Source organism: Ewingella americana ATCC 33852, from assembly GCF_000735345.1.
Classification (GTDB): Bacteria; Pseudomonadota; Gammaproteobacteria; order Enterobacterales; family Enterobacteriaceae; genus Ewingella; species Ewingella americana.
Genome location: NZ_JMPJ01000056.1, coordinates 13,430 through 28,139, shown reverse-complemented (window position 1 = coordinate 28,139; position 14,710 = coordinate 13,430). Strand labels below are relative to the sequence as shown.

Below are 14,710 nucleotides of genomic sequence, written 5' to 3'. Positions count from 1 at the left end.
CCTTAGCGCCGCTCGGCCGGTAAACGGTTTGCGCGGTTAATGTCATACCACCAGGTGTCCAGCTCCAGCCCATTCATCGGCTGAATGGATGGCATGGAGAATTTATCCCAGTAGGCGTAGCGCTGGTGGTTGTTGTACCACATCGGGATCATATACATGTTCCACGTCAGCACTCTGTCCAGCGCGTGGCCCAGCGCCAGCAGGGCGTCTGGCTTGCCTTGGTTGGCGGCTATCTCGTCTGTCAGCTTATCCACCGCCGGGTCTTTGACGCCGGGCCGGTTATAGCTGGAATCAATGTATTTGCTGTTCCAGATAATTTGCAGGTCAGGGCTAGGGTAGGGCATGGCGCTGTAGACGCTCGGCACCATGTCGAAGTCCCGCTGGCGGAAACGGCGAACGAACTGCGAGTTGTCCACTTCGCGCAGCGTCATCTTAATGCCCAATCGCGCCAAATTATGTTGGAAAGGCAGGGCGTACTGAGTGTTCGCGCCGCCCGGCAGCAGCAATTCAAAGGTAAAAGGCTTGCCAGTTTTGGCATTCACCAACTGCTGGTTTCTGACTTCCCAGCCCGCCTGTTTTAGCAGTTCGGTGGCTTTCAGCAGGTTGGCGCGGTCATTGCCGCTGCCGTCTGAAACCGGGGGTTGGTAAAGCTTGCTGAAGACTTCATCCGGAACCTGCCCCTTCAGCGGAGCCAGCCACGCCAGCTCGGCAGAGTTAGGGTAGTTACTGGCGCTGTACTCGGTATTTTGGAAATAGCTGTTGGCCCGCTGCCATGAGCCGAAATAAAGCGCCTTATTCATCCATTCGAAATCAAAGGCCAGCGTCAGCGCCTCGCGCACCCGACGATCGCTAAACAACGGGCGCTGGATATTAAACGCCAGCCATCGAGTGTCCTGCGCGGCCTGATTCTGGTCATCCTGCTTGACGATGTACTCTTTGCTGAAGTTGGTGCCTTTATACTGCGTCGCCCAGTTCTTCGGCGAGGCTTCCATGCGGAAGTCAAAAGCCCCGGATTTAAAGGCTTCCAGCGCAATGCTGTCGTCGAGATAGTAGTCGTAGCGGATAGTGTCGAAATTATAGCGGCCACGGTTAACCGGCAAATTGGCCGCCCAGTAGTCCGGCACGCGGGAGTAGGTGACGTACTGCCCGAGCTTGTAATCACTGATGCGATAAGGGCCGCTGCTCAGCGGCGGGGTGGAAAGCGGCTCGTTAAACTTATGCTTTTCCCAGAATTTTTGCGGCAGGATAGGCAAACCGAGCAGGCCGAGCATCATGTCTTTGTCCGGGCGCGGCAGGACAATGCGCACCGTCAGGCGTGAGATGGCTTTCACCTCCGCGCCTTTGTACACCACGCGGAACTGCGGCACGCCTTCGGTCATAAATTTGCTAAAGGTGAAAGCCACGTCGTTGGCGGTGATCGCGCTGCCGTCGTGGAAGCGGGCGCGCGGGTTGATATCGACTTCCACCCAGCGGAAGTTGCTGTCATAGCGCGCGGAGTCGGCAACCAGCGGATAGTAGCTGCCGATTTCATCGCTTGAGGTGGTAAACAGGCTGTCGTAGAGGGTGTCGCTGCGCACCGCCGGGTTGCCGCGTGAGGCGTAGCGGTTGAAGTTGTCATAGGTGCCAATCGCCGCCAGACGGATAGTGCCGCCTTTAGGGGCCGCCGGATTGACGTAATCGAAGTTGCTGAAGTTGGAGAAGTACTTAGGTTCACCCAGCACCGAGAAGGCGTAGCTGTCCTGAATGACTTCGGCCTGAGCGCACAGGCTCAGCGCGGAAAATAAAGCTGCTGTAATGAGTCGCGAAAACATCCTACACGTCGCTCCTACTAAAAGGGGGGCGCTCCCGGCACCTTGGGTGCGCGAGATGTCTGGCGCTAAATTTGCCGCTGGCAAACTGGTTGAAAATACTACCAATAGCGTCTTTTTGTCTTATTCCTGCTGTTTTACCACAGTATTAAACAGAGTCTAAGACAAAAAGCAGCATTGAGGGAAATCCTCAACCTTAAGAACCCTTTATTTCTCAGGCGTTAGCAAACCGCCGTTGACCTGACGCGTGTAATTGATGATTTCATCCACCGGCAGCGGTTTGCTGTAAAGAAAGCCCTGTAGCAGGCTGACGCCGTGTTTACGCAGATATTTGGCCTGTTGGACCGTTTCTACCCCTTCGGCGATGGTTTTCAGGTTTAACTCTTCGGTCAGCTTCAGCACGGTGTCCAGCACCGGGGCGATCAGCGTGTTTTGGTCGATAGACATCACAAAGCCGCGATCGATTTTCAGGTAATCCAGCGTGAACTTCTCGAGATAGATCAATGCGCTGTGGCCGGTGCCGAAGTCATCAATGGCGATTTCAATCCCTTGCTGACGCAACCAGTTAAATTCCCGCATGGCGCTTTCGTTATCCACCATGCCGCGCTCGGTGATTTCAAATACCACCTGAAAATAGTCTTTCGGCATGGCGAACAGGAAGTCCATCACGTCATCGCGGAAGCTGCTTTTCTTCATGTGGTGCGGCGAGATATTAATGCTGAACTTGGCCTTTGGCGGCAGGACCTGCATCAGGCGATGGGCATCTGCGGCCGCCAGCTGCATCACGCGGCGGGTCAACACTTCGATTAACCCCTGCGACTCGGCAAAGTTAATAAAGATGTCAGGCGGAATGCGCCCCTCGACCGGATGCTGCCAGCGCATCAGGGCTTCGATCCCCGCCACTTTCAAGCTTTGGGTTTCCATCACCGGCTGATATTCCACAAAGAACTGATTGTGCTTTAGGCCAAGCAGCACTTCGCGCTCCGGGCTATGGCGGTTGACCAATGTGAAGTAGATAAGCGCGCCGACCATCAGGCTCAGCAGCAGGCTAGCAAGCAGGGTAAAGCGAATGTTTTCACCCGTCAGCTGCGGCGCGTACAGGCGCAGGGTGAAAGGGTAGTCGTCTATTTTGATTTCCGAATAGTGGCTCTGAGGTAAATCCTTCACCGCCAGTAGCGAGCTGCCCATAGAGGTTAGCGCCCGGTCGCCGACAATCAGCGCAAAGCCGTGGTAGCCCTCGTCGGTTTGGGCAAACAGCATATAAGGAGAAAGCGTCAGTTCAATGGTGGCCAAAATGCCGCTGTCGCTCACTTCAGGATTGCGATACCAGACGGCAATCACTGGCCGATTTGGGATGAAACTGGTGCCTTGCTCAAGCTGAATATCCAGCGGCTTATGCCAGTCGAGGCCGGAGAAAAAATCTTGCACCGACAGAGACATTTCGCCCGTCGCCGACGAGCAATAGACCCGGCCCTCGCGCACCAAGAGGAAATCTCGGACGCCAAGGGTTAGGGCCGCGTCGCGACTCAGCTGATCGGTTGCCATCTCGCAGTTTTTCTCTGGCAACTGGCTGAGGCGTTTCATGGTTGCGGTGAGGTTTTGCAGATACGCTTTGCTGTACTCTACGGTGCGATCACTGACTTGCTGTTGTTGCTGTTTATTCTTTATCGCAATGGTGTAGAGCGTTGCGGCAGTGAAAATGAAAAAGAGCAGGGTGGCGGCAATCAGGCTTCGAATAAGATAGGTACGTCTGGGTAAAACACTATGGGTGAGAGCCGAATTCAACCCCATTTTTTCAACCTTCACTCAGTATGTTGCGGAATTTTAAGTATAACGTAGAGAAATGATTATCTGTCATTAAATAAATTTCAAATATTTTTATAACGAAGCCTAAGAAAATAAACAAAAAAAAACGCCATCCTGAGATGACGTTTTTTTTAGTTCGCTTGGCTTGGGACAACAAGAGTTTATTTATGCGTTAGCTATGTTCACCGCTAACTAAAACTCGTCTTGCTTCACGGAAACGTTTATTCCAGTAAGTTTCGTTCAAGTTTGAAATCATCACACCGTTGCTGGTGGAAGCGTGAACAAACTGATCGTTACCTAAATAAATGCCTACATGGCGACCCGTAGAGCCTGCACGGAACAGAACCAGATCACCGGCACGTAATTTCGTGCGCTGGATTTTCTTGCCCTTTTCCTCTTGTTCATATGTTGAACGAGGTAAGTCCATGCCGAATTGTTCGCGGAATGTTACCTGAACGAAGGCTGAGCAATCGATACCACGCTTGCTGTCACCACCTAACCGATAACGAACGCCTTTCCAGTCAGCGTACTGATCCATGATTTTGGATTTTACGTTGACGCTGCGAACCATTGCTTCGAATTCATCCTGAGAGGCTTGCAGTAGAAGACCGTCTTTGTCATTTACTGCACGCATATCAGTTTGCGCGTTTTCTGTATTCGAAGAATGTGTGCCACTACACGCGGAGAGAAGAATTGCCGCGCCAATTGCGGGTATCAGCCGCAGAACATATCTCATAAACGGTTGAGACTTGACCATTGTTGTTGTTATCCCTTGAAGTCCTTAACGATTTAATCGTTATAAATTGCCAAACGAAGCGAGACTACCTGCCGCAAACAGGAGCAGCAAACGCCTGACGAGGGAAATGTGCGTTACGACACACTTTTTCTTGGATCAAGCCATTTATGCCACATTTCTGTGCAAGCGTTTTGGAGAGTACCGTAATGAATAAGGGATTGCGAGAGGTTTTACGGGATTTTTTATATGAAATTGTGATGTAAAGTGATGTTAGCGTTAATGTAAAAAGAGATGAGCGTTATTTGTACGGCTTTGGCTCAAAACCACAGCACAAGCGGGCTGTGTAATAAAAATTCAATAAAGCTATGCAAGATAATGTCTAAACAGAAAGTTCGGCAGTCTGAAATACGACTGCCGAACCATAATATTTATCAATAGATGTTAAAAAATAGTGTTTGCCTTAAAAACGCTTATTTAGAACGTAACTTAGGCAACATTCTATCCAACCAACCGATCAATTTGTCACTCGCTGGCGTCATTAACCACCAGCTTGCTCCAACCAACACCACGGAGAGGGAACCCACGGCGATATCGGTGAACCAGTGCGCGCCAATCATCAGGCGCGGCAGGGAGAAGATCACCGTGATCAGCAGCGCCACGCCAAAGGCCGCTTTACCCAAGTAGCGCAGCATGAAGCAGGTGAACACCAGCAGCATCATGCCGTGGTCGCCGGGGAAGCTGTCGCCCGAGGAGTCTTTGGTTGGAATGCCGGTCAATTCGCTCACGCGGTTCACGCCAGGGAAACTCAGCGACGGGCTTTTATGGCTGACAGGCAGCAGATGGCCCAGTTGGTTGAGCACCACGGCGGTCAGCAGCATCACGAAGCCAATCAAAATCATCTGGCGGCGCCCGGCGGTATCCCTCTTTATATAGTAAGAAAGGTACAACAGGCCCATGGCCAGCAGCGAAATACCGTCGAAAGCCCGGTTGTTGGTGACTGCCACCACGTGCAGGAAGGTCTGGTTAGTCGCCAAGTGCTGGTTGAAATAGAAGAAGATCGACGAGTCGATAGGGAACCAGAAGCCGTGGTTCGCGGGCAGGTAATAAGATAAAAACAAAGCAATACCCAATACATTCAGTATCAGGATTGAGGGGATATTGCGACGCCACATAAGTAGGGACCCGTTAATTAGCGAATGTTAAGTAATATTGTGGGCGATACGGTAAGCCGCCTAACTTAAACGAACCTTCAACAAAGAAGATTGTAGTTCATTCCACTGCGTTTCATCGCGAGTAATTAGCTCAATCCTGCTGTCTAAAGGCGCCATCGGCCGCGTCTCAATGCGCAAGTCTTCACCTTGGCGATTAACCACTAAAGTTCCCTCCTTTATACGCATCACTCCTTTCACTCTGTCGACCGGCGCGAGGCGCACCCAGTCGAGCAAACCTGCTGTGTCGAAAACCGTCTCTTGGTCGAAAATCCAGCCGCAGCTTGAATAGCCGTCAGCCTGATTTAACGCCCGCCGCCAGCGCTGGTGACCCGGCAGGCTGAGCGCTGCCAACCCTTTTTGCGCAGGGTGGGAGTGGTGGTGCGCGCCGTCTGGCAACTGAGCTTCATTTAAGCGCGGCTTATCCAGCAGGCTGACATCAATCTCTCCCTGCGCGGCAATCACCACTTCACGCCCGGCGGCCCACTGGCTTTGCCATGCGCTGAGAAGCTGACTATCTTGCTCGCTATAAACGTCGGATTTGTTAGCGACGATGATGTCCGCCGCCGCCAGCTGATCGCGGAAGTTCTCGTTTTCCACCGTGCGTTGATCGCTGAGGTTGCGGGCATCAAGCAGGCAGATTGACGCATTAAGAGTCAGCCAGCTTTTGTACACGTCAGAACCCAGCAACGACAAAATCTGTTTTGGATGGCCCAGCCCGGTAGGTTCGATCAGCAATCTGTCCGGTTTGGCCTGTTGAAGCAACATGTTCAGACCTACTTGCATCGGCAGTCCGTTGACGCAGCACATGCAGCCGCCGGGGATCTCTTTCAGCACCGCGCCGCTGTCCGCTAGCAGGCCACCATCAATGCCTATTTCACCAAATTCGTTAACCAATACCGCCCACTTTTCACCCTCAGGTTTCTGAGCCAGCAAATGGCGAATAGTAGTGGTCTTTCCGCTACCCAAAAAGCCTGTGATCAGATTGGTTTTGGTCATCAACAATCCCTTCTAAAAGGTGACGGATTAACTCCATGAAAGTTAAAGACTTTATGGCTAATTGGTTTCATGGGGCATGATTTGGAGTAATAAGATGCCGCCAGCTATCAAGAAAATCCAGTATTGCGCCGATGAAACATAGGTTTAGAGCACGTTGTGCATAAGAAAATCTTGTAGGCAAAACCCTACTCATTCATCGGATAAGTCTGTATTTTTATATTGGTTAAATTAATGTTTCACACAAGTAAACTAACTGTAATTGAGGCACCCATGAACAAAATCATTGCGATCTTGTTTTTTGGATGTTGTACCTCAGGGATGACGCAGGCGGCAGTAACCTCTTCAGGTGGCACCATTCATTTTTATGGCGCAATTGTTGAAGATGGATGCATTTTCAATACCTCTTCAAATAAGTTGACCAGTCAATGCTATAGGAGTGGTAAAACCCTCCAACAGACCCGCACTATTGATACTAAAAACCTTCCAAATTTTTCACTGCCGCAGTCAATTGGGCAGGTTTCTACACGCAATGTGAATAATAATCCCCATCTGGCAATTATGACCGTTAGCTACAATTAAGGGTCATGACGGAGGCAAGCGACCTGCTTGCCTCTTTTCCGGCCTGACCTATCCCCCTATTGGTCAGCCCAATTTTGACCTCGGCAGCACTTCCCACCCTTGATCCTCGTGGCACCAATAACCCGGTGATATACTTTTTCCCAATCTATGACGCGAAACGAATGATGCTGGTTTAATCTGCCAGACCAATTTCCCTTGGAGTAAATCAATGCGGCTTTATCAAGACATCGGCGGCAAACTGCGCAGCGCGATTGCGGCAGGGGAGTTTATGGCGGGCGACAGGCTGCCTCCGGAAAGAGAAATTGCCGAAAGTTTTGCAGTCAGCAGGAGCGTGGTGCGCGAAGCGTTGATCATGCTTGAGCTGGAAGGCGTGGTCGAAGTGCGTAAAGGTTCGGGCGTCTATGTGCTGACCCAGCAGCCGGAGCCGTCAGGCAAGTGGAGTGCTTTTCAGGGTGATAGCGGATTTGGGCCTTTTGAGCTGCTTCAGGCGCGGCAATTGGTAGAAAGTGAAGTTGCCGCCTTTGCCGCCACACAGGCCACCAAGGCTGACATCTTGAAAATGCGTGATGCTATTGAGATGGAACGGCAATTCATTGAGCAGGGCGTGGTGGATGAAAGCGCCGACGAGCTATTTCACAACCTGCTGGCACAATCTTCGCAAAACAGCGTGTTAGCCAATATGGTGGCGGAGCTGTGGCAGGTGCGCCATCGCAGCCCTATGTGGCAGGGCATTCAGCAGCACGTTGGGAAAAACGACCATCACCAGTGGCTACAAGATCACCAGACCATTCTTCAGGCGGTGCTGCGGCGTGATGCTAAAGCGGCAAAACAAGCCATGTGGCAGCATCTGGAAAATGTCAAAACGCTGCTGTTGGCGGTGTCGGACGCTGAAGACCCGGCTTTTGATGGTTATCTGTTTGAATCCACGCCTTCTTTACTCAATGATTAACGGCTGCCCTAGAGCAGCCGTGTCAGCATTAACAATCCATCTTAACCCACGTAATTGGCGACACTCTGCTTAGCGCCGTGCTGTTGCAAGCTGGCATAAGCTTGCTGAATTGCCTCAACCGCCTGAGCGTTTTTCGCCAGCGCATCGCCAAATACGCTATGCAGCGCCAGCAGGGCGTTGACCCGCGCTTCGCCGTCTTCACTGTTACTGACGATTTGCGCCAGCTTCTCCGCCATTGGGTCTTTGATTTCAATTACCGCACCGGCGTCATCAACCCCGCCGACATAACGCATCCAACCCGCAACGCCCAAGGCCAGCAGGCTGAAGTCGCCGCCGTTTTGCAGATGCCAACGCACTGAGTCGAGCATGCGCTGCGGCAGCTTCATGGTGCCATCCATCGCAATCTGCCATGTCCGGTGCTTCAGTGAAGGGTTGATGTAACGGGCAATCAGGCTGTCAGCGTAATCTTGCAGATTAATGCCTTTCACGCTGAGGGTCGGCGCTTGCTCTTTCAGCATCAAATTGTGTGCCGCGCGCTTATAGTTTGGGTCTTCCATGCATTCATTGATGTATTGATAACCCGCCAGATAGCCAAGGTAGGCGAGGAATGAGTGGCTGCCGTTCAGCATGCGTAGTTTCATCTGCTCGAAGGGCAACACGTCGCTGACCAGCTGTGCGCCAACCTCTTCCCACGCGGGGCGACCGGCGACAAAGTTATCTTCAACTACCCACTGGATGAATGGCTCACAGGCGATACCGCAAGGGTCAGCCACGCCGCCTAGCGCCTCGGTGATTTCGTCGAGGGCGTTTTCCGTGGCGGCAGGGACAATGCGGTCCACCATGGTGCTTGGGAAGGTGACGTGGCTTTCAATCCACGCGGCTAGCTCGGCGGAGCGCGCCTGAGCCAGACCCAGCACGGCATTTTTTACCACGTGACCATTTTCCGGGATGTTGTCACAAGAGAGCACGCTAAAGCCCGGCAAACCGCGCTGGTGGCGCAGGCGCAGGGCTTCGACCAAAATACCCGGCGCGGTTGATGGCGTCTGCTCGCCCGTCAGGTCTTGCTGGATCTGCGGGTTGTCGAGGTCCAGCTTGCCGCTGCCCGGCTCAATGCAATAGCCCTTTTCAGTGATAGTCAGTGAGACAATCGCCACCTGAGGCTCGGCCAGTTTTTCCACCACCGCATTGATGCCTTCGATCCGGCCATGCAGGGTTTCGCACACGGCACCAATCACAATGGCCTGATCGCCTTCTGCGCCTTTTTCCAGCACGGTAAAGAGGTTGTCCTGCTGGCGCAGCGCTTTAATCAGATTGTCGCGACCAAACAGGCTAACTTCGCAAATCCCCCAGTCGCCACCTTGCTTATTCAGCACGCGGTCAGTCATTAGCGCCTGATGGGCGCGATGGAAAGCGCCAAAGCCAATATGCACAATGCGGCTTTTAAGCTGGCCGCGGTCATAGTTAGGTAGCTGGACTTGGGCGGGAAGTTGTTCCGTGGCGATCGTTTTCATGCATCACTCCAATGATAAGAATTAGATTAATTGGTCAGGCCAAAATAGGTCTTTTTCTTTAATGGCCTGCCAGGAGCGGTGATGCAGATGACAATTGGGCCATAAATCAGGACTTCGAGTGTAAAGTCATACGACAGAAATGAAAATTGGTTAGTCCAGATTCAGATGGGATCTGTGAAGTAGATCGAAAGAGCAGTGAGCGTGGAATGTAACTCAAGCTTTTCAGGCATAAAAAAAGAGCGCCGGAGCGCTCTTGATGTGCAGTCATTATTCGCCGCTGATTAATCAGCGCGGCCCATGTAACGACGTTCAGCGATATGAATGCGGATTTTGTCGCCTTGGCTCAGGTACTCAGGCACCTGAATGCTTAAACCGGTGCTCATGACCGCCGGTTTGTTGCGTGCGCTGGCCGACGCGCCTTTGATGCCCGGCGCAGTTTCGATGATTTCCAGATCCACGGTTTGTGGCAATTCCAGCGCCAGCAGTTGGCTGTCCAGCGTCAGAACCTGCATACCCTGCAAACCTTCTTCAGGAATAAACAGCAGTTCGTCTTCAATCTGCGCTTTGTTGAAGGTGTAAGGCGTGAAATCTTCATCATCCATAAAGATATATTCGTCGCCATCGACGTAAGAGAAGTTCACTTTACGGCGGGTCAGGGTGACGGTATCCAGAATGTCGTCGCCTTTAAAACGCTCTTCAACCTTGCCGCCGGTGCGCACGTCGGAGAAGCGCATTTTGTACAGGGTGCTGGCACCGCGCGCGCTTGGGCTTTGAACATCGATGTCTTTTACCAGCAGCAATTTACCGTCGTAGTTAACAACGAAGCCGCGTTTAATTTCATTAGCACGTGCCATATAAATAACCTGTCATGAGGGGAGTAGAAAATATTTGGCGACACGTTACTCGCGCCGCCGATTTCAGGCAAGCAGATTACTCGTTATCCCGCACTTTGCCGCCGTTTCAGCCGTATTTCCCGCATCATTAAGCGTAGCCAGAAAGTGGTCGGGGGAGAAAGATTTCGCTGGAGACTGATAGTAGCGACTGTTATTGTCGCGCCTCACTTAACGAGCCAAACGGAGGCGCTAATGGATTGCCGTACCAATTGTGGCGCTTGCTGTATTGCGCCCTCGATTTCCAGCCCTATTCCGGGGATGCCGAATGGCAAACCGGCCAACACGCGCTGCATCCATCTGGCGGACAATTTCCTGTGCGGCATTTTCACTTCGCCGCTGCGCCCCAAAGTCTGTGCCAGTCTGCAAGCCAGCCGCGAAATGTGTCATACCCATCGCGACGACGCCTTGATCTACCTCACGCGTTTGGAAGCAGAAACCGCGCCGTGATTGACGGCAATTAATCCAAGGTGATTATCGCTTCGGCCGGTTCTTCGTCGACATTCTTCACTCGCCAGATACAGAACACCGAGCCGACCACCATCGCGAAAGCGGCATAAAACACGGCGTGATAGCTCCAGAACTGGGCAATAACGCCAGCCAGTGACCCGGCCAAAATCCAGCCCGCACGGGTTGAATTGGTGAACAGCGTGGTGGCCGCGCCCGCCTGACCCGGCATCAAATCCTGGAAGTAGAGCATGCCAATCCCGGCCAAAATCCCGATGAAAATGGCGTTCAGCAGCTGTGAAACAATCAGCGCAATAGGGCTTGTGCTGAACAGCACGCTGGCGTAAAACACCACGCCAGCAATCACCGCGCAGCGCATCAGGAACTGTTTACCCAACTGGCGCGCCAGATATCCGGCGATCAACATGGTTGGAATTTCCAAACAGGCCGCGGTTCCCATCAAAATCCCCGCCAATTTTTCTGGCAGATGCAGTTCATTCACCACGTACAGCGGCATGTTAATCAGGTAAATACTGTTGGCAGCCCACATCAAAGTACAGGCGATAAACAACAGCAGGGTGTCGCGACGGTTGCGGCGCGGTGCTTCAATGGTGGCGGTAGTTTTGACCCGTGCTTTCGGCATGGACGGCAAGAACATCCAGACCATCAGGCCGCAAATAAGGAAGGCTAGCATCGCCGCGCTGTACATAAAGGTGAAGCCGAAGCCCATGGCGAGCGCGAATGCCAGCGGCGGGCCGACCACCCACGCCAGTGAAACCTGTGCGCGCAAAATCGAGCTAAACATCATGGCTTCGCGGCCGGTCTTCTCGGCGTGTTCGCGCGCCAGCGCAAATAATTGCGGGTTGGCGGTGGAGCCAAAGCTCGACAACAGCACGCCGACCAGCAGCAACATAAAGTAGCTGCGGTTGAAGGCAAAGAGCACGCAACCCAGCGCGCCCAAAATGCAGCAATAGAGGATCAGTGTTTTGCGATCCCCGCGTTTATCTGACCAACTGGCCAAAAGCTGACTGACGAAAATGCCAATCACCGCGCTGCCGGTAAAGAAGATCCCCACCATGAAGGGGCTGACATGCACTTCTGAGGTCAGAAACAGGCTGAGCGTCGGGGTTTGCAGTGCGCCCGCAATCCCGGTTAAGAAAGCCACGATCAGAAAGGCGGTTGACGTGATGTCAGGCAGGCGGCGAGCAGTGGCAGTTGATGTCGACATTTTTAGGCTTAAACCAGCTTAGGAGAGGAATAAATTCGCGCGAATGTTACGCCTGTTTAAAAAAAACAAAAACCGGTTTTAATCAGTAAAAAGGTAAACAGCAGTGTATTTGCCATACTGAATAATAAAACCGCACTTTGTGGTAAAAAACGCCGCGCCTTGGGACCGGTTTTCGCCTTTCTCTTTGGCCGTTACCTTGGCCGTTAAGTTCTGCTTACAGCCACTTCGGGATCACTTCAGCACAGCTTCAGCTTTTAGCTTTTCGTGGGACGAAAATGGGCCTCTGACGGGCAAAATGTGCGTGGCATCAAAAAAATGTTACGCCAATTCAGGGAATGCTTGCTTTAAAAATCGCCCAGAATGAGACTGCCTGAAACGTTTCAGCGTTGTCCGATTACCTGTTTCATCTGGCAGCGCTCCTTTTTTCTCAATGAAGCTGAAACGATTCAAATTCAGCAGGAGAGGAGAATTATGTTCCAGTTGTCACAGCAAGATATTCATCTCGGCGCGGCGGCCAGCGATAAGCAAGAGGCGATCCGCCAAGTTGCCGCTGCGCTGACCCAAGCCGGGCGCGTCAGCGAAGGCTACGTCGATGGCATGTTGCAGCGCGAGCTGCAGACCTCTACCTATCTGGGTAACGGCATTGCTATCCCGCATGGCACCACCGACACCCGCGATTTGGTGCTCAACACCGGCGTTCAGGTTTACCAGTTCCCGCAGGGGATTGCTTGGGGAGAAGGGCAGACCGCCTACGTGGTGATCGGCATCGCGGCCCGCTCTGACGAGCACCTCAGCCTGTTGCGCCAGCTGACTCACGTATTGAGTGATGACAGCGTGGCTGAACGCATGGCGAAAACTGACTCAGCTGAAGAGCTGCGTAGCCTGCTGATGGGCGAGAAAAACGCGGCTGAATTCCTCTTCGACACCCAACTTATCGCGCTCGACGTCGCCGCCGACAACCTGATGACCCTTCAGGCATTGAATGCCGGGCGTTTGCAGCAGATTGGCGCGGCGGACACCGCGTTCGTCAGCGACGTTATCAGCCGTAAGCCGCTCAACCTCGGCCAAGGCATCTGGCTGAGTGACAGCACCGAGGGCAACCTGAAAAGCGCCGCCACCTTTAGTCGCGCCGCCAAGGCTTTCGAGCACGACGGCGAAACCGTTGCCGCGCTGCTGACCATCGCCGTGGCCGACGACCAGCCGTTAAACGTGCTCAACTACCTCAGCGACCTGTTGATCAGCCAAAAAGCTGAACGCTTGCTGACGGCGGATGCCGTAGGCGTGCTGGCCTTGCTGACCAGCGAAGTGGAAGAGCAAACCAGCCTGCTGACGGCAGAGTTTGTGATCCGCAACGAACACGGCTTACATGCTCGTCCGGGTACCGCGCTGGTTAACGTTATCAAACAGTTCAACAGTGAAATCACTGTGACCAATCTCGATGGCAGCGGTAAACCTGCCAACGGCCGTAGCCTGATGAAAGTCGTGGCGCTGGGCGTGAAAAAAGGACATCACCTGCGCTTCACCGCCAATGGCGAAGACGCAGAACTGGCACTGAAAACCATCGGCGACGCTATCGCCGCGGGTCTTGGGGAGGGAGCATGAGTCGCAGAGTTGCCACAATTACCTTAAATCCGGCTTACGATTTAGTCGGCTACTGCCCTGAAATTGAACGGGGCGAAGTGAATCTGGTGCAAACCGCCGGGCTGCACGCCGCCGGTAAAGGCATCAATGTTGCCAAGGTTCTGAAAGACTTAGGCATTGATGTCACCGTCGGCGGTTTCCTCGGCAAAGACAATCAGGACGGCTTTCAGCACCTGTTCAGCGACCTTGGCATTGCCAACCGTTTTCAGGTGGTTTCCGGCCGTACCCGTATCAACGTCAAACTGACCGAGAAAGATGGCGAAGTCAGCGACTTCAACTTCTCCGGTTTTAACGTCACGCCGCAGGACTGGGAGCGTTTCGTCACTGATTCTCTCTCTTGGCTCGGCCAGTTCGACATGGTCGCCGTGTGTGGCAGCCTGCCGACCGGCGTTGACCCAGAAGCCTTTACCGACTGGATGACGCGCCTGCGCAGCCAGTGCCCGTGCATCATCTTTGATAGCAGCCGTGAAGCGCTGGTTGCCGGTTTGAAAGCTGCACCTTGGCTGGTGAAACCAAACCGCCGCGAATTAGAAATTTGGGCCGGACGCAAGTTGCCTGAATTGAGCGACGTCGTAGAAGCCGCACACGCCTTGCGCGACCAAGGGATCGCCCACGTGGTTATCTCGCTGGGGGCCGAAGGGGCGCTGTGGGTTAACGCGTCTGGCGCATGGATTGCCAAACCGCCAGCTTGTGAAGTGGTCAGCACCGTGGGTGCCGGCGACTCCATGGTGGGCGGCCTGATTTACGGCCTGCTGATGCGTGAATCAAGCGAACATACCTTACGACTGGCCACCGCCGTGGCTGCTTTGGCCGTCAGCCAGAGTAACGTCGGCGTCACCGATCGCCCGCAGTTGGCCGCAATGATGGCCCGCGTCGACCTGAAACCTTTTAATTGACCGCAGGAGGCA

Annotated in this window: 13 protein-coding genes; 5 read left to right on the top strand and 8 right to left on the bottom strand. The window is 53.2% G+C overall.

From position 1 onward, the window contains the following. Positions 1–2: 2 nt before the first annotated feature. The 5 genes from GEAM_RS11645 to GEAM_RS11625 form a co-directional block, all read right to left on the bottom strand. Positions 3–1,811 (bottom strand): extracellular solute-binding protein, encoded by a 1,809-nt coding sequence (locus tag GEAM_RS11645; RefSeq protein ID WP_034791637.1) that lies wholly within the window; start codon positions 1,809–1,811, stop codon positions 3–5. Positions 1,812–2,015: 204 nt separating this feature from the next. Continuing rightward, positions 2,016–3,599: a cyclic di-GMP phosphodiesterase gene (locus GEAM_RS11640; protein WP_051899490.1), complete on the bottom strand. Its 1,584-nt coding sequence runs from the start codon at positions 3,597–3,599 to the stop codon at positions 2,016–2,018. A 187-nt stretch (positions 3,600–3,786) separates the two neighbouring features. Next, complete coding sequence (gene mepS / locus GEAM_RS11635) at positions 3,787–4,371, bottom strand: bifunctional murein DD-endopeptidase/murein LD-carboxypeptidase (protein ID WP_034791636.1); 585 nt, start codon at positions 4,369–4,371, stop codon at positions 3,787–3,789. A 449-nt stretch (positions 4,372–4,820) separates the two neighbouring features. Then, a complete protein-coding gene (locus tag GEAM_RS11630) occupies positions 4,821–5,522 on the bottom strand; it encodes a phosphatase PAP2 family protein (RefSeq protein ID WP_034791635.1) in 702 nt (233 codons plus the stop codon). Positions 5,523–5,582: 60 nt separating this feature from the next. After that, entirely contained in the window at positions 5,583–6,557 is a 975-nt protein-coding gene (locus GEAM_RS11625) for a CobW family GTP-binding protein (protein ID WP_034791634.1), read from the bottom strand. Between the two features lie 270 nt (positions 6,558–6,827). On the opposite strand from GEAM_RS11625, the gene GEAM_RS23125 reads away from it, so the two are divergent. Then, the gene (locus GEAM_RS23125) at positions 6,828–7,136 is read left to right on the top strand and encodes a hypothetical protein (protein ID WP_072009894.1); all 309 of its coding nucleotides are present in this window, start codon (positions 6,828–6,830) and stop codon (positions 7,134–7,136) included. Positions 7,137–7,344: 208 nt separating this feature from the next. Further along, on the top strand, positions 7,345–8,085 hold the full coding sequence (locus GEAM_RS11620) for an FCD domain-containing protein (protein ID WP_034791633.1): 741 nt from the start codon (positions 7,345–7,347) through the stop codon (positions 8,083–8,085). Positions 8,086–8,126: 41 nt separating this feature from the next. Here the strand turns inward: GEAM_RS11620 and GEAM_RS11615 are convergent, their stop codons facing one another. Both GEAM_RS11615 and yeiP read right to left on the bottom strand, forming a co-directional pair. Next, positions 8,127–9,596 carry a mannitol dehydrogenase family protein gene (locus GEAM_RS11615; RefSeq protein ID WP_034791631.1) on the bottom strand — a complete coding sequence of 490 codons (1,470 nt, stop codon included), beginning with the start codon at positions 9,594–9,596 and terminating at the stop codon, positions 8,127–8,129. Between the two features lie 281 nt (positions 9,597–9,877). Further along, a complete protein-coding gene (gene yeiP, locus GEAM_RS11610) occupies positions 9,878–10,450 on the bottom strand; it encodes an elongation factor P-like protein YeiP (protein ID WP_034791630.1) in 573 nt (190 codons plus the stop codon). Between the two features lie 231 nt (positions 10,451–10,681). On the opposite strand from yeiP, the gene GEAM_RS11605 reads away from it, so the two are divergent. Then, positions 10,682–10,936 (top strand): YkgJ family cysteine cluster protein, encoded by a 255-nt coding sequence (locus GEAM_RS11605; RefSeq protein ID WP_034791629.1) that lies wholly within the window; start codon positions 10,682–10,684, stop codon positions 10,934–10,936. Between the two features lie 10 nt (positions 10,937–10,946). Here GEAM_RS11605 and GEAM_RS11600 read toward each other — a convergent pair whose 3' ends face one another. Further along, positions 10,947–12,161 (bottom strand): sugar efflux transporter, encoded by a 1,215-nt coding sequence (locus GEAM_RS11600; protein ID WP_034791628.1) that lies wholly within the window; start codon positions 12,159–12,161, stop codon positions 10,947–10,949. Between the two features lie 471 nt (positions 12,162–12,632). Between GEAM_RS11600 and fruB the strand changes: the two genes are divergently transcribed. Next, positions 12,633–13,763, top strand: a complete 1,131-nt coding sequence (fruB, locus tag GEAM_RS11595) for a fused PTS fructose transporter subunit IIA/HPr protein (RefSeq protein ID WP_034791627.1) — start codon at positions 12,633–12,635, stop codon at positions 13,761–13,763. Further along, complete coding sequence (fruK, locus tag GEAM_RS11590) at positions 13,760–14,698, top strand: 1-phosphofructokinase (RefSeq protein WP_034791626.1); 939 nt, start codon at positions 13,760–13,762, stop codon at positions 14,696–14,698. The genes fruB and fruK overlap by 4 nt, the downstream gene beginning before the upstream one ends. Positions 14,699–14,710 lie beyond the last annotated feature (12 nt).